Here is a 20010-nt window from a genome sequence, read left to right on the forward strand (position 1 = left end):
TGGGGCGTCAGCGCGCCAGCAGTTCCGCCTTGGCCAGGGCCTTGCGCAGGGCGTCCATGTCGGCCGCGCCGGGGGCTTCGGTGGGCGGACGCACCGTGGCGTTTTCCAATACGCCGGCCAGGTACATGCCGGCCTTCATGCGGGCATGCGCTTCGCCAGTGGGCTCGCCGGCGCCATACACCGCGTCCTTGAGCGGGGTGATCAGCGCCTGCACCGCCTGCGCGCGCTTCAGATCGCCGCCCTTCACCGCCTCCCACAGGTCGATGATGAGCTGCGGGATGAAGGTGGCGAAGCCGACCAGCGCGCCGTCCACGTCCTGCACCATCGAGGCCAGCAGGTATTCGTCGTGGCAGGTGAGAATGGCCTTGGAGGCATCGGCGTCGCGCAGCGCCTGGATGTCGCGGGCATACTTGTTCATGTCGCGCTGGCCGACCTTGAAGGCCTGCACGTAGGGCAGCCGCGCCAGGTCGGCCAGCAGGCTCGACGAATAGGACGCGCGCGTCCACGCCGGATAGACGTGGCAGACCAGGTCGAGATCGGGCGCGGCCTCGTGTATGGCCTGGAAGTATTCCAGCGCGTGGCCGGGCGTGAAGCCGAAACGCAACCAGTGGTGGGGCGGCATCACATCCAGCGCGGCGGCGCCGGCGGCGCGCGCGGCGCGGGCGTGTTCGGCGGCCTCGGCGATGCCTTCGCACACGATCGAGGAAATCACGGGCAGCCTGCCGCGCAGCTCGTCGGCCACGATGCGGGTGACCTGCGCGCGTTCGGCGGGCGTCAGCGAAAACACCTCGCCGGTGTGGCCGTTGGTCATGACGGCGACCACGCCATCGTGGCCCGCCAGCCAGCTGGCCAGGCGGCGCAGCGCGGGCTCGTCGATGCGGCGGTCGGCGGTGAACGGGCAGGCGATCGCGGGGATGATGCCACGGTAGTTCGGGATGGAAGGCATGGGTGTTTTCCAGGTCCTGTGGGTGGGGGAATGGCCGCTATGATTGCGGCATCCCCTTTGGGCCGTCCAATACTCGAATTGCATAGAATTATCTATGCTGCGCTGCAAACAATCATGGGACCTGGAAACCGACCTCTGGACATGAATTGGCTGGAGGATTTCCTCGCGCTGGCCGACACCGGAAGTTTCTCGCGCGCGGCGGAAGCGCGCGCCATCGCGCAGCCCGCGTTCAGCCGCCACATCCGCGCGCTGGAGGAATGGGTGGGCGCCGATCTGTGCGATCGCAGCTCGCACCCCACCGAGCTGACCGCCGCCGGCCGCCGCTTCCTGCCGCTGCTCAAGCAGGTGCTGGCCGACCTGGAGGCCGCGCGCATCAAGGCGGTCGCGGCCCACGCGCAGGATGCCGCCAGCCTGCGCTTCGCGGCGACCCATCTGCTGTCGCTGACCTTCTTTCCGAAATGGCTGGCCGGCCTGGAAGCGGACATGGAAGTCGGCGCGATCCAGATGATGTCCGACAGCTTCCAGGCCTGCGAAGACCTGATGGCGCAGCGCCGCGTGCAGTTCCTGCTGTGTCACCGGCATCCGCGCGTGGCCAGCCGCCTGGATGAAACCGCCTATCCGATGGTGCGGCTGGGCGCGGACACGCTGGTGCCGGTCAGCGCGCCGGACGGATCGGGCGAACCGATGCACCGCCTGGCGGGCGAGGGCGCCGTGGATTTCCTGGCCTACGGGCCGGCCTCGGGCCTGGGGCGCATCGTGGCCAGCCAACTGCGCAAGAAGGAGATTGGCGAGGAACGCATACGCGCCACTTTCGTCGGCCCGCACGCCACCTTGCTGCGGACCATGGCGGTGCAGGGCCGCGGCGTCGCCTGGCTGCCCGACATGCTGGTGCACGACGACCTGGCGCAGGGCAGGCTGGTGCGGGCGGGCGGCCAGGAATGGGACATCCCGCTGGAGATCTGCCTGTTCCGCCAGCCGACCGACATGGCCGCCGTGGCCGAGCAGCTGTGGCGGCTGGCCGAGGCGCGCGCGGCGGGGTCGGGCGCCGACCCGGGATATCCCTAGATAGCCCCCGCTCCATATTGCATACAAGATACCGTCATTGAGACCCCCCGCCGTTCGGCGGGCGGCCTGTGCTTCCTTCCCCCCTTGTTCATCGCATGGCTCGCGCGGCCGCCTGTCGCGCGGAGGTCGTGCGCGCCTGTCTGGAGAGAGCCTTATGCCGTTCACCCGTCGCCACGCCCTGGGCGCGCTTGCCGCGCTGCCGTTGCTGCCTCGCCTGGCGCTTGCCCAGGCCCAGGCCAATTTCCCCACCCGCCCCGTGCGCCTGCTGGTCGGCTTCGCGCCCGGCGGTCTGACCGACATCGCCGCCCGCGCGCTGGCCGAGCGCATGGGCAAGATCCTCAAGGGCAACGTGGTGGTCGAGAACCGGCCGGGCGGCCAGGCCATCATCGCCACCGTGGCGGTGGCGCGGGCCGAGCCCGACGGCTATACGCTGGGCTTTGCCGGCACCAACGGCATGATCCTCAACCCCTTGCTCTACAACAACCTGCCGTACCAGGCCTCGGACTTCAAGCAGCTCGGCTCGATGGGCAAGTCGCCGATGCTGCTGATCGTGCATCCGGCGCTGGGCGTCAAGAACGTGCAGGAGTTCATCGCGCTGGCGAAAAAGAAGCCCGGCGACATCACCTGCGCCCATGCCGGGCGCGGCGTCATCAACCACCTGGCGCTGCTGCACTTCCAGTCCAGGACCGGCACCCAGTTCCAGGACGTGCCGTACAAGGGTAGCGGCCCGGCGCTGCTGGACCTGATGGCCGGCACGGTGCAGAGCACCTTCGATTTCCCGACGTCGGCGCTGGCCAACATCCAGTCCGGCAAGCTGCAGGTGCTGGCGGTGACGGCCGACCAGCGCCTGTCGAGCCTGCCCGACGTGCCGACCATGAAAGAGGCCGGCGTCGATGGCTTCGAGCTGTACACCCGCATGATGATCTCGGGCCCGGCGGCGATGCCGGCGGCGGTCGCCGCGACGCTGGAGAACGCGGTGCGCGAAGGCACGCGCGATCCCAGCCTGGTCAAGCAGTTCGCCGAGCAGGGCGTGACCGTGGAGTTCACCTCGTCGGCCGACCTGGACCGCGTCATCGCCGAAGAGTCCGCCATGTGGGCCGGCGTGATCCGCGCCAACAACGTGCCCAAGACCGACCTGAAAGGCTGAGGACGCGCCATGACCGAACAAGCCCGCATCACCGTCAGCCCCGAATCCGCGCTGATCGACGTGCCGCGCGAGATCCGCATCGACGGCTTTCCTGCCTACGCCTTCGTCACCGTCACGGCCCGCATGTCGATGAGCGGCGTGCCGTGGCGTTCGCAGGCGGTGTTCATGGCTGGCCACGACGGCAGCCTGGACCTGGCGCGCGATTGCCCGGTGTCCGGCAGCTATGCCGAGCCGTCCGCCATGGGACTGGTGTGGTCGATGACCTGCGAGGAGATGGACCGGGTGGTGTTCCCGCCCGATCGCACCGAGCCGCTGGGGACCGACCTGCACGCCACCGACGGCCGGCACGAGGCCACGGCGCGGCTGGTGCAGACCTTCGTGGCCGAGGGCGTCACGCACCGCGCCGTGCGCGAGCAGGTCGGCGGCATGACGCTGTCGGGCGAGCTCTACACGCCCGCCGGCCCCGGCCCGCATCCGCTGGTGATCTACATGAACGGCTCGTCCGGCGGCGTCAACGCGCCGCGGGCCGCGCTGTTCGCCGCCCGCGGCTACCAGTGCCTGGCGCTGGCCATCTTCAACTACGACGGCCGGCCCAAGTACCTGAACGACATGCCGCTGGAGTATTTCGAGCATGCGCTGCGCTGGGCCCGCGCCGAACTCAAGCCGCGCGACGGCTTCGTGGCGCTGTCCGGCATCAGCCGCGGCGGCGAGACCTCATTGCTGGTGGCGGCGCACTATCCCGACCTGGTGAGCGCGGTGGTGGCCTACGTGCCGTCGCCCGTCACGCATGGCGTGGTCAGCGCCGGCGAGCCGGGCACCGGACGCAACGCGCAGGTCTGGCGCAAGGCCGGCGAGCCCTTGCCGCACCTGTGGCAGGACAACGCCAGCGCCGATTGGGAGGCGGCCTACGCCTCGGATCCGCCGTACCGGCAGACCCACGCGTTTCTCAGCGCCAGCCGCGATGCCGCCGCGTTCGAGCGCGCCCGCATTCCGGTGGAACGCTATCCCGGCCCGGTCATGCTGGTCAGCGCGTCGGACGACGGTTTCTGGCCCAGCACCGCGTACTCCGAGATCGTCGTGCGCCAGCGCCAGGCGCATGGGCTGCCGACCTTGCACCATGTCTGCCAGGGTGCGGGGCATCACGTGCACTATCCGTGCCTGCCGGCCACGCTGATCAGCAAGCCGCACGCCATGTCGGGCCTGTTGCTGGACGCGGGCGGCACGCCGCCGGCCAACGCGGCCGGCAACGAGGCGTCCTATCGCGCGGTGCTGGCCTTCCTGGCGCGCGCGGCCGGCCAAGCGTCATAACGCACACGGCCCCGACCGGCGAGGCCGGCGGGGCCGTGGGGGCGCGGGCCGGCGCGCACGCCGGCCCGCGGGCGTTCCAGAAGATCACGCCTCGGCGGCGGCTTCCTCGGTCGCGGCGACCGGCTGCACCTGATCGATCAGGCTGGGCCAGGTGTTGATCGACAGCAGGTGGCAATAGACCAGCGGCAGCCAGCCATTGGCGCGCCAGCGCAGGAATTCCGCTTCCGGCAGCTTGTTGAACTTGGCTTCGTCGATCACCTTGAAACCGGACATGGCCAGGCGCTGGCCGTCGGCCAGGGTGATGTCGGCGCGGTTCTCGATCAGCAGGTCGGCGTCGGCCAGCGCGCGCGCGAACTCCAGCGTGTAGGCGTGCTGGTTCTGGTAATCGCGGCAGAACTCCAGCGCGCTGCGCGCCAGCGCGGTCGGCTCGCCGGCCTCGTCGAAGAACGGGTTGTCACGGCCCTCGACCACCGCGGCGGCCTTCTCGTCGACGCACAGCGTGTACTGGCTGCGGTCTTCGTTCTCCATGAAGATGAAGGGATAGCGGCGCACGTAGGCCGGGATGTAGGTGCCGGGGCGCCATTGGCCCTGCGCGTCGACGAACAGGTTTTCCTGGCCGCGCACGCCCAGCACCGCGACCGGCGTGGGCTGCTCGCCATCGGTGAAGACGATGGGGAAGTGGCGGCACGCGGTCGGCAGCTCGGTGGCCACCAGCGGCACGGCGTTGGTCTTGGCGGCGTAGGCGAAGCCGGTATTGCCGGCCAGCGACAGGTTGTCATGCACGCCGGCGGCGAGCGGGCGGGGTTGTTCGTAGAACAGGGGAAGCGAAGTCTGCGTAGTCATGATGTCGGATCAGAGAGTGCGGGATTGAATGTCGAGTTCGCGGCGCGCGTCGTCGGCGGGGGGGATGCCTTCGACGGCGGGGCGCTGCGGGTTGCCGGCGGGCGTGTGCAGCACCGGGCCATTGCCGTTCGGCACGGTCAGCACGGCATTGTCGCCGGAAGGCAGCTGCCAGGAAAAGGCGGAGGCCACCGTCAGCACCTGCGGATCGGCGAAGGCGCCCAGCACGTCGGGGCCGAAGCCCTTGGACGGCACGGTGCCCTGGAACAGCGGGTTGGCGGTGGGCGTGCTGGGGATCACCGAGCGCGGGGCCGTCACCGATGCCAGGCGGTCGATCACGTCCGTCGGGCCCCAGGTGGCGCCGTTCATGTAGTACGGCGCGCCGACCAGCGAGCTGCGGACCATGGTCGCGGCCATCGAGCCGGTGCGGCCGCCGATCGAGCCCCACATGTCGGCCGAGCCGGCGTTCGGCACGGTGAGCCCGGCCACGTCGAGCTTGTGGCTCGGGTCGGCGTCGTTCAGGCCGATGCGCAGCGCGCCCGTGCCGGAGGCCAGAGTCAGCGAGGTCTGCGGGCCGGCGAGGCCAATGGCGGTGATGTCGCCGTTGGTCTGGATGACCGCGTTCGAACCCTGCAGCTTGGCCGGCGCGCCCAGGTTGATGGGACCCTGCGTCACCAGCAATTGCGCCGGCAGCGTCAGGCCGGCGCCGCCGGTCTGGGTGAAGCCGGTGGCGGCCTTGACCGTGCTGCCGCCGCCAAACGACGTGGTGCCGGTGGGGCTGGTGTTGGCGATGCGGATCGCGCCGGTGTCGGCGGTGACATCCTTGCCAAACGACACGCTGCCGCCGGAGATGTCGATGCCGTCCGGACCCGAGGCGCGCACCGCGCCGTTGTAGCTGGCGGTCTTGGCCTCCAGCTGCTGCACGCGGTAGGCGCTGACGTCGCCGTTGAACACGATGGTGTCGACGGCGCGCAGGGTCAGCGAACCCAGGCCGGTGGCGTCGCCCGCGACCTGGATGTTCTTGGCGGCGTTGACGTTCAGGTTGCTGCCGTTGCCGCCGTCCAGCTTGTTGCCCAGGATCACCGAGCCGGTGTCGCTGGTCAGGTCGCGGTCGCCCTTCAGGGTCACGGCGCCGTTGTAGGCCTGGTCGCCCGTGGTGTGCGTCTTGCCGCCGCCCAGGGTGGTGGCGCCCGTGACGGCCACGCTGCGCAGCGGCGTGGTGGCGCCGACGTCGCCCTGGATATCGGCGTTGCCGACGATGACCAGGCCTTGCTGGCCCGGCTGGGTGCCGTCGATGCCGGCCTTGAGCTGCACGTTGGCGCCGGTCAGGGTGGTGTCCACGCCGCTCAGGATGACGTGCTGGCCATACAACTGCGAACCGGTGGTGTCGATCGAACCGCCGTTGATCAGCACGTCGCCGTTGCCGCCGGTCTGCACCGAGGCGGCGCGGACGGGGCCGTCCAGCACGATGTCGCCGGCGGCGCTGACCTTCAGGTCGCCCAGGCGCGTACCCTGGCCGACCGGGCCGGAGAACGTCACGTCGCCCTGGCTGGCGACGACCGTCAGGCCGCCGCCGCCATCGACCGCGCGGTCAAAGCCGATGTCGCCCTGGCGGCTGGTCACGGTGACGTTGCCGCCGAGCGTGACGTTGCCCTGGTACGACTGTTCGCCCACGGTAGTGATGGTGCCCGCGCCCAGCGTGGCGTTGCCCTTGACCGTCAGGTTGGCCAGCGGGTCGTTGGCGCCCAGCGGTCCCTTGAGCACGGCGTCGCCGTCGATGGTCAGGTCATGCCCGCCGTCGCCGCCGCCCAGCAGGCTGACGGTGCTGCCCTTGAGCACGGTGTCGGTGCTGAACACGGCGCGTTCGCCGTAGGACTGCGTGCCGGTGGTGTCGACCAGGCCGCCGTTGATGGCCACGGTGCCGCCGACGTCGGTGTTGACCGACGCTGCGTACACCGCCTTCTCGAAGGTGGTGGCGCCGTTGCTGTTGATGGCCAGCGCGCCCAGGCGGCCGGTGGTGGCGTCGCCGACCTGCTGGGTGAAGCGCACGTCGCCGCTGCCGCTGCTGACCGTCAGGCCGTTCGCGGTGGCGCCGCGGCTGGCGACGGTGTCGCTGAAGGTCACCTTGGCATTGCGGGTGCTCATCTGCGTGGCGTCGGTCAGCCAGACCTTGCCCTGGTAGGACTGCTCGCCCACCGTCTTGATCGGGCCGCCGCCCAGTTCCACGTCGTTCTCGACGGTCAGGTAGGCCAGGCGGCCATTGGCGCCGGCGCCGACCGGGCCGCCGATCACGGCCGGGCCCTGCAGGGTCAGGCCCTGCTGTTCGTCGGTCGCGTTCGCGCCCTGGGCCAGGGTGATGCTGCTGCCCTTGAGCGTGACGTTGCTGGCCAGGGTGACCAGTTCGCCGAAGCGCAGGACGCCGGTGGTGTCGATGCGTTCGCCCTTGATCGTCACGGCGCCCGGGTCGTCGGTCTGCAGCGACGCGGCATAGACCGAGCCGTTGAACGCGGTCGTGCCGGCGGTGTCGATGCTCAGGTTGCCCAGGCGTTGGGTGGCGCCGCCCACGGCGTCGAAGCTGACGTTGCCGCCGGCCGTCGAGGCCACGTGCAGGTCGCGCGAGCCGTTCAGCGTGCTGTCGAACGCCACGTTGCCCGAGGTGGTGCTCAGCGTGTGGTCGCGGCCCAGCGTGACGGCGCCCTTGTAGCGCTGGTTGCCAGTGGTGGCGATGGTGCCTGCGTTGAGCGTGGCGCTGCCGTCCAGGGTCAGGCTGGCCAGCTTGGTGGTGGCGCCGATGGCGCCGGTCAGCGCGGCCGCGCCGTCGATCTCCAGCGCATGGGCGCCGTCGACGCCGTTGGCCAGGGTGACGGTGGCGCCGGTCAGCACCGCGTCGTCGCCCAGCTCCACGTGGCCGGCGTAGGTCTGCGCGCCGCTGGTGGTGACGCTGCCGCCGTTGATGGCGGTGCCGCCGGTGCCCGCCTGGTTGAGCGAGGCGATGTCGACCGCGCCGCCATAGGTGGTGGTGCCGCTGCTGGTGACGGTCAGCGCGTTGGCGCCCGACACGCCGCCCGTGAAGGCGACCGCGCCGCTGCCGGTGGACACGCTGACGGCGCTGGCCAGCGTGGTCGCGCCGTCGACGCCGAAGGCGCCGTTGGTGGTCGTGTAGGCGCCGCGCAGCGTGGTGGCGCCGTTGTACTGCTGGGCGCCGGTGCTGGCGACCTGGCGCAGGTCGATGTTGTTGCCGGTGATGGTCAGGCTGGCCAGGTTGGAGGCATTGCCGCCCAGCGTGACGTCGCCGTCGCTGGCGACGATCACCGCCTGCTGCGCGCCGCCGTTCAGCGTGCCCGAGAGGGCGACGCCGCCGTTGGCGCCGTTGGCCGTCAGGGTGCGCTTGGCGCCGGCCAGCGTGGCGCTGCCGGTGATGCCGATGGCGCTGCCGGTCAGGTCGCCGTTCAGGGTGACGTTGCCGCTGTAGGCCTGGCTGCCGCTGGTGTTGGCGGCGGCCATGGCGATGGCCGCGCCGCTCACGGACAGGTCATGCACGTCGGTGCTGGCAATGTCGTGGCTGACGGTGACGTTGCCGCCGCTGGAGGCCAGCGTGACATCGCCGCTGTTGCCGGCCGACAGGCCGACCGCGCTGACCAGATTGCCGGTGGCACCGATGCCGATGTTGCCGTCGGCCGTGGCCACGCGGCCCAGCGTCAGCGGGCCGCTGCCGTCCACGTAGATGTCGCCGCTGCCCAGGACGTTGGCCTTGAGGTTGCGGGCCGTCGTGGTGACGTGGTCGGCCGAGGTGCCGATGCCGGTCTTGCTGGTCAGGTCCAGGCTGTTGGCGATCAGGTTGCTGCCCAGGCCCAGCAGCGAGCCTTCGGCGGCGCTCAGGACCACGGTGCCGTTGGCGGCGCCGGCGTTGACGGCGTCGATCTCGACGTTGCCGTGCTGCGAGGTCAGCGTGATGGTGCGGTTGCTGCCGGCGGCCGTGGCCGCGGCGATCAGCGTGCCGGTGGCCGTGGCGTTGATGTCACCGTTGGCGGTGCTCAGCGACGCGTCGAGCGCGCCGGTGTTGGTCAGCGTCAGGTTGGCCGGCGTGGTGGCGCCGGTCAGGCTGGCCGCGACGGAGCTGGCTTCGGTCACCAGAGTGGTGTTGCCGCCCGCGGCGCCGCTGCTGAAGCTGACCGTGGTGCCCTTGACGTTGATCGTGCGCGGCGCGGCGCCGGCCGCGACCACGTCTTGCGTGCCCTTGAGCGTGACGGTGCCGTTGGCCTGCACGCCGGCGGCGGCCAGCTTGAGCGTGCCGCCCGAGGACAGCAGCAGGTTGTCGGCCGTGTTCGACATGCCGCCGCTGGCGTCCAGGTCGCCGGCGCTGGTCAGGTAGACGGAGCTGTTGGCGCCGGCCTGCTGGATGTTGCCACTGTTGGCGGTGAGCGCCCGCGTGCCGACGTTGTTGAGCACGATGACGGCGCCGTCGGCGGCGGTCGACAGATTGCCCAGCGCGCCGAGGTTGGTGCGCAGCGCGATGCCGCCGGTGCCGTTGGCCAGGTAGGCGGCCGAGCCGATGCTGCCGCCGGCGATGGCGGTCAGACTGTTGCCCGTGATCAGGTTGCCCGCCAGCGCGCCCTTGATCGAACCGGCCGCCTGCAGCGTGACGTCGCCGGCCTGTTTGGCGTCGATCGTGTTGATCGACAGGTCGCCGCTGGTGGTGGCGATCGAGATGCCGTTGTTGGCCGAGCTGGTCTTGCTGACCGCGCTGGTGACCAGGGTCGGGCCGGCGGTGGTGATGCCGATGGCGCCGTCCTGGGTGATGACCGAGGCCAGCGTGGTGCCGGCCGCGCGGTTGTCGTTCAGGTAGAGCGAGCCGCTGCCGGTGACTTCGGCGATGATGTTGGCGGCGGTCGTCTGCAGGTTGTCGGGCGAGCCGGCCGCGCCGCCGATGCCCGCGCCGGCCTTGAGCGTGACGGTGTTGCCGATGATGCGGGTGGATTCCTCGCGGTCGTCGACGATGGTGCTGCCGGTCTTGCTGAAGTCGATGTTGACGGTGCCGGCGCCGGCGTCGATGTTGCCCGCGACCAGCTGGCTGTTGTTGCCGTTGCCGACGATCTTGATGGTGCCGTTGCTGGCGATGGCGTTGGCGATCTGCAGATTGCCGGCGGCCGCGATGTCGATGGTGTTGCCCGACAGGTACGAGTAGACGGAATTGTTGTCCGCCGCCAGGTACATGCCGCCGTTGGTGGTGACTTCGACGCGCTGGCCGGTGGCGTTGATGCGGCCGTTCAGGGCGCCGACGGCGTTGGCGCCGTTCAGGGCGACGCCGTAGGCCTTGACGGTGGCGCCGGCGGCGTCGGCCAGGATCGAGCCGTTCTCGGCGTTGAGCGTGACCTGGCCGTGGTTGGCGCCGGCCTGCACGTTCTTGACCGTGATGTTGCCGGAGGTGGTCTTGACCGAGATGTCGTTGCCGGCCGCGTCGGTGCCCGACGTGACGCTGGTCAGCGCCAGGCTGCCGTTGCCGGTGATGCGGGTCTCGCCGTTGGCGACCGAGGTCGTCAGGCCGCCCAGCAGGTTGCCGCTGCTGTCCAGGTAGAGCGAGCCGTCGCCGGTGACGGTGGCCGACACCGGGCTGTTCGGCGCGGCGATCTTGATCGCCGCGTCGCGCGTGCCGATGCCGTTCTGCGCCGTCAGCGTGATGGCGCCGGTGCCCGCGCCCGAGAGCGTGCCGCCGCCGTACAGGATGCTGCCGGTCTGGGCGTTCAAGGTCAGGGCGTTGCCGGTGCCGTAGCTGACGGTGCCGACCAGGATGTCGCCGGTGGTGGTGGTGACCGACAGGTCGCCGCCGGCGCGCAGGTTGCCCAGGTTGATCGAGCCGTTCTGCTTGAGCCAGATGCCGCCCGAGGCGGTGGCGGCGATGTTCTTGACCTGGGTGTTCAGGGCCAGACCGGCAGAGCCGATGGTGTTGGGCGTGTTGCCCGTGGCGGTGGACAGCGTCAGGTCGCCGGCGACGATCTTCGAGGACGCGTTCATGCCCTGGATCGAGCCGCCTGTGGTGTAGTACGGGTTGGTCGACAGGTTGACCGAACCGTTCTGGGTGACGTCGATGTCGTGTACGTTGATCGCGCCGATGGCCTGGTAGGTGAAGTTCAGGCCGGTCGTGTCGCGCACGATGGTCAGCGCGGTGGCATTGCTGCTGTCGGCGCCGCTGAACGTCAGGTTCTTGGCGTCGATGGTCAGGAAGCCGGCGCTGCCCAGGTTCGAGCCCTGCGCGTTGTTGCGGATGATGGTCAGGTCGGACAGGTCGGCCAGGTTGTCGACATAGATGCTGCCAGGCGTGGCCATCGTCAGCTTCTCTGTGTTCAGATGCAGGCGAGCCGCGTTGGACGTGCCGATCTTCGAGGCCGTGCCGTAGTTGGCCGTCAGGCTGACGCTCTTGCCGGTGACCAGGTTGCTGTTGTCGATGCCGATGATGCTGCCGCGCGCGGTCGACAGCGTGACCGCGCCGTCGGTGGACGTGACGGTGCCCACGGTCAGGTTGCGGCCGTTGTTGCCGGTGTCGGCGGCCAGGGTGATGTCGCCCGGCGCGGTGACCGAGGTCGCCTGCAGGCCGTAGGTCTCGGTCAGCGCGATGCTGCCATCGGCGCGGTCGGTCTTGGTGGCGCTGAGCGTGACGGTGGTGGTGCCGCCGTTCAGGGCATTGGTGCGGATGGCGCTCTTGTTGCCGATCGAGCCGTTGGCCGTCAGGCTGACGCTGGTGGCGTTGTTGATCGTGCCGCTGAGGATCGAACCGCCGGTGTTGTTGACCGTGAAGGCGTTGCCGTTGGTGTTGACCGTGCCCAGCTCGATGTCGCCGGCGGTGTTGCTGACCGAGCTGGCGCCGGTCGAGGTCAGGCTCGGCAGGCTGGTGTTGCCCTCCACCGTGATGAAGGCGCCGCCGTTGTCGGCGCGGCCGCTCAGCGTGCTGACGCGGGTGTCGATGGCGTTGCCGGCGCCGGCCGCGCCGATGGCGTTGGCCGCCGTCAGGGTCAGGCCGGCCGCGTCGATCTTGGTGTTGGCGTCGCCGTCGCCCAGCAGCGAGCCGCCGCGCGAGTTCAGCACCACGCTGTCGTAGCCGACGTTGATCGCGCCGACGGTGATGGTGCGGTCGCTGGTCACGCTCAGGTTCAGGCCGCCCTTGTCCTCGATCTTGGTCAGGACCAGGCCGGCGCTGCTGCCGCTGCCGCCGTCCGCGGCCTGGAACACGATGCTGCCGCCGTCGCGCGTGGGCGAGTTGATGCTGTAGCTGCGCGCGCCGTTGCCGGTGGAATACAGCGTCAGCGCGTCGATGTGGCGGTTGGAGTCGATGTACACGTCGCCGACGTTCTGGATGTTCACCAGCGGCGCCGACAGGTTGATCTCGCGGCCCACGGCGCCGATGGCGCCCGAGCCCTGGGTGGTGATCTGCACCGACGCGGCGGTGACGCGCTGGCTGTCGTCGGCGCTGCCCAGGATGCTGTTGTTGCTGGACAGGCGCACCGTGCCGTTCTGCGTGGTGTCGATGATGCCGATGTCCTGGCCGACGTCGCTCGACAGCATCAGGTTCAGGCCGGTGTTGTCGCGCACCTCGTTGACCTGCAGGCGGCTGCCGTTGTGGGCCACGTCGAACAGCAGTTCGTTCGACACGATCTGGTAGGTGGCCGCCGACGAGCCGCTGGCGTACAGCGACAGGCTGGCCAGGTCGCGGTCGTTGTCCAGGTAGACGTGGCTGCCGGCCGTCAGGTAGAGCTCGCCGGTGGTGGTGTGGATCGAGCCCGAATTGTCGCCCGATGCCACGCCGATCTGGCCGCTCGTGCCCAGCGTGACCACGTCGCCGGTGATGTGCGAGGTCGGCGTCAGGTTCATGATGTGGGCGCCCGAGCCATAGGCGCCCAGGCTCACGGTGTTGGCCGGGCCGACGTCGACGTTGCCGACGTACAGCGTGCGGTCGCCGTTGAACGAGAAGTTCAGGCCGGTCAGGTCGCTGACCTGGGTCATGACATAGGTGCCGGCGTCGGTGACGTTGAACGTCAGGCCCTTGGCCGCCACCTGCAGCACGTTGTCCAGGGCGCTGTTGGCGTGGTTGGCGGTGATGTTCAGCGAGAACAGGTCGCTGGCGTTGTCGAGGTACAGGTTGCGGCCCGACTGCGTGGTCAGCTGGCGGGTGTCGGTCAGGATCTCGTTGCCGGCGACGCCGATCGACTGGGCGGCCGTGAGCGTCAGCACCGGCGTGACGAAGCGGCCGGCGCCCTGGGTGATCGAGCCGTTGGTCACGTTGACCTGGGCCGAGCTGGTGGCGCTGTTGTCCCGCAGCGTCAGGCTCTTGTTGTTCGACAGCCACAGGCTGCCGCGGATGTTGGACGAGAGCGAGTCGACGCTGACGAACAGCGGCTGGCTGGTGGCGTAGGTGCCCGTGACCGAACCGGCGTTCAGGGTCAGCGCGCTGGTGGTGATGTTGGGCAAGCTGGCGCTGGAGCTGTTGCCGTAGATGGTGCCATTGCTGGCCAGGGTGACCGAGCCTCCGGCGGCGGTGATGACCTTGTTGACGGTCAGCGCGCGGTCCGACGAGATCGACAGCGCCAGGTTGCCGGTATTGGTGATGTTGTTGAGCGTCAGGCCCGCGGTGCCGGTCGAATCATTCAGCGAAAACTGCGTCATGCCGTCGGCGCTGATGGTGTAGGTGTTGACGACCGCTCCGCTGGAGCTGCTGTGGTTGGCGGTCAGCGACAGCGAATCGAGCTGCTTGCTGTTGGCCACGTCCACATTGCCGGCGGAGGCGATCGACAGGTTGGACGTGTTGGTCTTGGCAAAGACGCTGCCGTTCATGCCCAGGGCGTTGAGGCTGACGCTGTTGCCGGTAATCAGGCCCGAGCCGCCGATGGTCGGGGCCAGGTCGGAGTTGACGTAGCGGGACGTCAGCGACACCGAGCCGCCGCCGGTGTTGATGGTGTTCGACGTGATCGCGGTGTCGGTGTTGACCGTCAGCGCGGCGCCGCTCATGTTGGCGCCGATCGACAGGTTCGTGCCGCCGCCGATCGTCAGCGTCTGACCGCCCAGGCCGCCGAAGGCGTAGCTGTTGGTGTCGAAGTTGGCGCTGCTGCCGGCGTCGCGGCGCGACAGATACAGGTTCAGGCTGTTCAGCGCCAGCCCGCCGTTGTTCAGGTTGATGTCGCCGTTGTTGGTGATGGCCAGGTTGCTGGTGCTCAGGCGCAGGGCGCGGCCGCTGGCGCCGATGGCGCCGGTATTGGCGTCGCGGGCGGTGTAGCTATCCGCGCCGGTGGCGGACAGCGTGACGCTGCCGGCCGTGATGCGGCCGCTGCCGCCGTCGCTGGTGATGCTGGAATTGACGCCGCCGCCGGTGGTCGTCAGGCTGACCGTGTTGCTGGCCGTGAGGGTGCCGACCTGGATGTTCTTGCGGCCGCTGAAGCTGAAGTCGGTCAGGCCGCCCGTGACCTGTTGCAGGTACTGCGTGGTGCCGTCGTCGCTGATGGTGATGACCTGGCCGGCGCCGCCGCTGATGGCGAAGGTGCTGGCGCTGCCCGCGTTCTTGAGGCTGTTGATGGTCAGGCTGCGCAGCACGGTGTCGCTGCCGACGTACATGTTGTTGCCGGCCGTCAGGCTGAGCGCCGAGGCGCCGGTCAGCGCCAGTGCGCCGCCCGTGGCGGACGTGCCGATGGAGCCGTTCGAGCCGGCCGTCAGCGCGACGGTCGCGGCGCGGATGGCGCCGGGGCTGGCCGGATTGTCGTTGGCGATGTTCAGGCCCGACACCAGGCTGACCTTGCCGTTGGCGCCCGCGTCGATGTTGCCGACCAGCAGATTCTTGTTGTTGGCAGTGAAGCCGAAGTCCAGATTGGTCGAGCTGGCGATGTCCGCCAGGTGGATGCCGAGGCCGTCATCGGTGACGGTGAAGGCCGTCAGGTTGGGCGCGGTGATGCTGTACACGCCATTGGCCGAGCCGTTGCGCGTGACGTTCAGCCGAGTCAGGCCGGTCAGGCTGTCCACGGCGATGTTGCCGCCGCTGGTCAGGCTGACGTCGGGCGCCTGCAGCGTCAATGCCGCGCCGACCGCGCCGATCGCGCCGCTCGCCGTCAGGGCGATGTTGCTGGCGCGGATCAGGGTGGCGGCATCGCCATCGTCCAGCAGCGAGCCGCCGGTATTGGCCAGCGTGGCCGCGCCGCCGGCGCGCAGGCTGCCGAGGGTGGTGTTGCCGGAAGACTGGGTGTAGCCGATCTGGCCGGTGCCGGCCTCCAGGCGCGTCAGCTTGATGTCGCCGGTGGTGCCGTTCAGATAGATGTCGGTGCCGGCGGTGGCCTGCACGTTGGCCTGGCCCGCGGCGCCGACGCCCACGTAGCGCACGGCGCCGTTGTACATGCCGCCGATCGCGCCCGCGGCCGACAGCGTGATGTCGTTGCCGCCCGCATAGACGCTGCCGCTGCCGTTGCCGTACAGCGAGCCGTTGGCCACGTTCAGCGTCACGCTGCCGTTGTTGCTGCGCACCGTGTTGGCCACCAGCGCGTCGCCCTGGCGCACGTCGATCTGCACGGCGTCGCTGGCGGTGATGTTGTTCAGCGTGACGATGCCGGTGTAATTGGTGTAGCCGGTCGGATTGGGCAGCTGCACATAGAAGCCGCCATTGCTCGCCGTGCCGCTCAGGTAGCCGGCCAGCACGTCCAGATGGCCCGTGCCGGTCGCGCCGACCGCCTTGCCGGCGATCAGGCTGACCGAGTTGGCCAGCAGGCGGGTCTGCTTGTTGCCGTCGTCGCGCAGGTCGCCCCCGGCGTTCAGCGTGATGCTGCCGCTGTAGCCGGCGTCGATGCTGCCGACCGTGATGTCGCGGTCGCTGTTGAAGCTGAAGTTGATCCAGTTGCTGTCGCGCACTTCACGGATCGTGTGGCCGCCGACGTCGTCGGTGATGTTGAACAGCAGCGACGGCGCGCGCACGTCCAGCGTGTAGCGGTCGTCCGCGGCCTTGTGGCGCGCGTACACCGTCAGCGAGTTGAGGTCGGCGATGTCGGTGGCATAGAGGTTGCCACGGGTGTCCAGCGTCAGGCCCGGCGCGTTGACCGCGACGTAATTGGCGCTGGTGCCGATGTCCTGGGCGGCCGTCAGGCTGACGTTGTTGGCGGTGACGCGCGTGTCGGCGATGCCGTCATCCAGGATGCTGCCCTGGGTGGAGGTCAGCGTGATGTTGCTGCCGGCGCGGATATTGCCCAGCTTCAGGCTCTGGTCGCCGGTGAACGAGAACTGGTTCAGCAGCGAGCTGTAGACCTGCTTGAGCTCGTAGGCGTTGCCCAGGTCGTCGTTGACGTCGAAATTCAGGAACGGCGCGGCCACCTGCAGCGTGTTGCGGCGGGCGGGGTCGGCGTGCCAGTTGTTGATCGCCAGGTAGGTCAGCGTCTTGGCGGGATTGTCGACATAGATGTCGCCGCCGCTGCCCAGCGTCAGGCTGGTGGTCGCGGTATTGATGTGGTCGCTGGCCGTGCCGATGTGCTGTTTGGCCTGCAGATTGATGCTGCTGCCCGCCAGTACGCTGTTGGCGTTGGCGCGCAGGATATTGCCGCCCTGGGCGTTGAGCGACAGCGTGCCGTTGCCGGCGTCCAGCATGTTGGCGGTCAGGTTGGCCACGCCGGTGACGTAGATGCCGTTGATGGCCTTCAGGTCGTCCAGCAGCACGGAGCCCTGGGCCTGGTTCAGGTAGATGCTGCCGCCCGTGGCGTGCAGTTCGTTGGCGGCCGTGCGCAGGTAGATCCCGGCGGTGCCCACCGTGTAGGCGGTGTTGGTGGCCGGGGCCAGCAGGGTGACGACGTTGCCGGTAATGAGCGAGGCGGCGTTGCCGGTGATACTGCCGGCGCGCGCCGTGAGCGTGACGTTGCCCGACCCCGCGTTGATCTGGCCGGCGGCGATGCTGTTGCCGGTCAGGTTGATGGCGCCGCCGCCGGAGCCGACGTTGTTGGCCGAGACGCTGCCGGCGCCGGTGATCACGATCGGACCGGTGTCGGCCTGCGCCTGCGTGATGTTCAGGTTGGCGCTGGAGCTGTCCAGGTACACGCCGCCGGCGCCCGCGATGGCGGACAGGGTGCTGGCGTTGGTCTTGAGGGCGCGCGCGGCGCCGCCGATGATGCCATGATCGGCCAACAGCGTCAGCGACGAGGTGGAAATGCTGGTGGCGTCGTTGCCATCGTCGACGATGTTGCCGAGGATCGAGGTCAGCGAGGCGGAGCCGCCTGCCTTGATGTCGCCCAGGGTCAGGTGGGCGGTGGTCTGGACGGCGAGGTTGCCCGTGGTGTCGATCGCCTTCAGGTTCAGCGAACCCTGGCCGTTCACGTAGATGCCGCCGCTGCCGCTGGTGGCGTTCAGGGCCACGGTCTGCATGCGCAAGGCTTGCGCCGACGAGCCGATCGCGCCGTTGCGGCCGTCGCTGCCGGCGGCGCTCAGCGTGATCTGGTTGGCGTTCAGCAGGCCGCCGGCCGTGCCGTAGATATGGCCGGCCGTCGATGCCAGCGCCAGCGTGCCGGTGCCCAGGGCCACGTCGCCGACGGTGATGGTGCGGTCGCCGGTGAACGAGAAGTTCAGGCCCGGCTGGTTGACCGTGTTCAGCTGGTAGCCGCCGTTGTCCTGCAGCGCGAAGGCCAGGCCCGGCGAGGTCAGCAGGAAGCTGTTGTTGGCGTTCGGTTGCGCGTGGCGGCTGGTGATGTCCAGCGAGGTCAGGGTCTGGCGGTTGGCCACCGCCAGGTTGCCGCCGGTCGCCAGCGACAGCAGCGCCGTCTGGGTGTTGACCGGGGCGGCCAGGTCGCCGATGCTGCCGCCGCTGGCGTCCAGCTTGACGGTGTTGCCCGCCACCACCTGGTTGGCGCCGCCGGTGTTGCGGATCGAGCCCGCGCTGGTGCGGATCTGCGCCGCGCCGGTGCCGGCGTCGATGACGTTGGCCAGGTTGATGTCGCCGGTGGCGTTCAGCGTGATCGCGCCGCCGCGGCTGGTCAGCTTGCCGATATTGTCCAGCGTGCTGCCCACGCCCAGCGCTTCCAGCGTGATGGAGCCGCCCTGGGTGCTGATCTCGGTGTTCGAATTCTCGAAGCGGATGCCGCCCGTCTGGGTCGAGCGCATCGTGAAGCTATGGCCGCTGGTGGTCTTCAGATTGATCGCGGCCATGTCCGCGACGGTGATCTGGCCGGTGGCTTCCAGCTTGATGTTGGTGGTGCCGGCCAGGCTTTCGAGCAGGCCGCGCGACACGGTGTTGTTGGCGGTGTTGGCGTCGCCGCCGTTGACGGTGCCGTCGCCGGCGTTGCCGTCCTGCGAGCCGCTGCCGCTGGCGGAGTCGACGATGCGCAGGTCGGTCGGGTCGATCAGCAGCAGGCCGGTCTTGCCCTTGGGCGCGCGCAGGTCGGCCGAGCCGGTCAGGCCGATGTTCTTGTTGCTGGAGACTTCGGCGAAGCCGCCGTTGCCGCCCTGGGCGCCGCCGCGCGCCGACAGGCTGCCGGCGAACGCGGTGGCGTCGTTGGACCACATCGTGACGCTGCCGCCGTTGCCATTGATGAGAGCGTCGGCCTTGAGCGTGGCGCCCGCCGCCACTTTGACGGTGGAGGACTTGCCGCTGAACGCGGCCGAGCCGTCGTCGGGCGCGACGCCCAGGCTGCCCAGCGCGATCTCGCCGCCGCCCGCCGCGCCGGACACGTCGATCGCGGCGCCGCGCGCCACGTTGACGTGTTCGCCCGTCACCACGACCTTGCCGCCGCGCTCGCCGGCGCCGGCGCCGGTGGCGTCGACGGTGCCGGCCACATTGACCGTGCCGGCGTCGCCGCCGGACAGCACGATCTTGCCGTTCTTCGTGCCCACCGCCTTGGCGCTGATGATGCCGTCGGTGTTGACCACGTTGTCGATCACGCCCTTGACGGCGCGCGCCGTCAGCAGCACCGTGCCGCCGTCGGCGCGGATCACGCCGGCGTTGGTCACCAGGGCCGAGACCGGCTTGCCGTCGGCGTCCTTGGGAAGTTCGCTGACGGTGGACGTGGCGTCGAAGCTCAGCAGGCCGTCGCCATGGAAGTCGACCGTGACGGTCTTGGCGCCGGCCAGGGCCACGCGGCCCAGCTTGGCCTCGATGACGCCCGAGTTGCGCACCGCGGGCGCCACCAGCACGGCCAGGCCGCTGTCCTTGATGCTGATCGTGCCTTCGTTGACGATCATGGCGTTCGCCTTGGACGAGGCCTGATCGAACTTGTACTTGCCGGCCAGGAAGTCCTTGTCGTTGATGTTGGCGGTGGTGGCGATCAGGCCGCCCACGTCGACGCGCGCGCCCTTGCCGAACAGCACGCCGTTCGGGTTGACCAGCACCACGGTGCCGTTGGCGTTGAGCCGGCCGAAGATGGCCGAGGGATCATTGCCGACCACGCGGTTCAGCGTGACGCTGTTGCTGCCCGGCTGACGGAAATTGACCGTCTCGTTGGCGCCGATGCTGAAGCCCTTCCAGTTGATGATCGCCTTGCCGGTCGACTGGTTGATGTCCAGCGTGCCGTTGCCGCGGTCATTGATGGTCGCTCCGCCGGCCACGACGTTGCCGCCGGTGGGGTTGGCGTGCGCGCCGCCCGAGACGAGCGAGCCGATCACCATGGCCATGGTGGTCAGCGCGGGCAGGGGCGGGGCCTTCAGGGACGGGCGGCGGGCGGATTGGGCGAGGATGCGGGATTGACGAGTCATGGTCGGTCGCTTTTCT

At 69.5% G+C, this 20010-nt stretch carries 6 protein-coding genes; 3 read left to right on the forward strand and 3 right to left on the reverse strand.

Features of this window, described 5'->3' with window-relative positions; translation table 11 throughout:
- Nucleotides 1-7: 7 nt before the first annotated feature.
- A complete protein-coding gene (locus I6I07_RS20295; protein ID WP_198483445.1) occupies nt 8-946 on the reverse strand; it encodes a dihydrodipicolinate synthase family protein in 939 nt (312 codons plus the stop codon).
- Between the two features lie 141 nt (nt 947-1087).
- Between I6I07_RS20295 and I6I07_RS20300 the strand changes: the two genes are divergently transcribed.
- The 3 genes from I6I07_RS20300 (at nt 1088) to I6I07_RS20310 (ending at nt 4466) form a co-directional block, all read left to right on the forward strand.
- Entirely contained in the window at nt 1088-2011 is a 924-nt protein-coding gene (locus I6I07_RS20300; protein WP_232625666.1) for a LysR family transcriptional regulator, read from the forward strand.
- Between the two features lie 154 nt (nt 2012-2165).
- The gene (locus I6I07_RS20305; protein WP_054478211.1) at nt 2166-3158 is read left to right on the forward strand and encodes a Bug family tripartite tricarboxylate transporter substrate binding protein; all 993 of its coding nucleotides are present in this window, start codon (nt 2166-2168) and stop codon (nt 3156-3158) included.
- 9 nt (nt 3159-3167) lie between these two features.
- Nucleotides 3168-4466 (forward strand): alpha/beta fold hydrolase, encoded by a 1299-nt coding sequence (locus I6I07_RS20310; protein ID WP_198483447.1) that lies wholly within the window; start codon nt 3168-3170, stop codon nt 4464-4466.
- An 84-nt stretch (nt 4467-4550) separates the two neighbouring features.
- On the opposite strand, the gene I6I07_RS20315 is transcribed toward I6I07_RS20310, so the two are convergent.
- Nucleotides 4551-5309 carry a SapC family protein gene (locus tag I6I07_RS20315; RefSeq protein WP_198483448.1) on the reverse strand — a complete coding sequence of 253 codons (759 nt, stop codon included), beginning with the start codon at nt 5307-5309 and terminating at the stop codon, nt 4551-4553.
- A 9-nt stretch (nt 5310-5318) separates the two neighbouring features.
- Nucleotides 5319-19994: a filamentous hemagglutinin N-terminal domain-containing protein gene (locus I6I07_RS20320; protein ID WP_198483449.1), complete on the reverse strand. Its 14676-nt coding sequence runs from the start codon at nt 19992-19994 to the stop codon at nt 5319-5321.
- Nucleotides 19995-20010 lie beyond the last annotated feature (16 nt).

The organism is Achromobacter deleyi (assembly GCF_016127315.1).
Taxonomy (GTDB): Bacteria; Pseudomonadota; Gammaproteobacteria; order Burkholderiales; family Burkholderiaceae_B; genus Achromobacter; species Achromobacter insuavis_A.

Bases quoted from the DNA above. Each gene is read 5' to 3' on its own strand.
- I6I07_RS20295 (WP_198483445.1), bottom strand. From the start codon at position 946: ATGCCTTCCATCCCGAACTACCGTGGCATCATCCCCGCGATCGCCTGC.
- I6I07_RS20300 (WP_232625666.1), top strand. From the start codon at position 1,088: ATGAATTGGCTGGAGGATTTCCTCGCGCTGGCCGACACCGGAAGTTTC.
- I6I07_RS20305 (WP_054478211.1), top strand. From the start codon at position 2,166: ATGCCGTTCACCCGTCGCCACGCCCTGGGCGCGCTTGCCGCGCTGCCG.
- I6I07_RS20310 (WP_198483447.1), top strand. From the start codon at position 3,168: ATGACCGAACAAGCCCGCATCACCGTCAGCCCCGAATCCGCGCTGATC.
- I6I07_RS20315 (WP_198483448.1), bottom strand. From the start codon at position 5,309: ATGACTACGCAGACTTCGCTTCCCCTGTTCTACGAACAACCCCGCCCG.
- I6I07_RS20320 (WP_198483449.1), bottom strand. From the start codon at position 19,994: ATGACTCGTCAATCCCGCATCCTCGCCCAATCCGCCCGCCGCCCGTCC.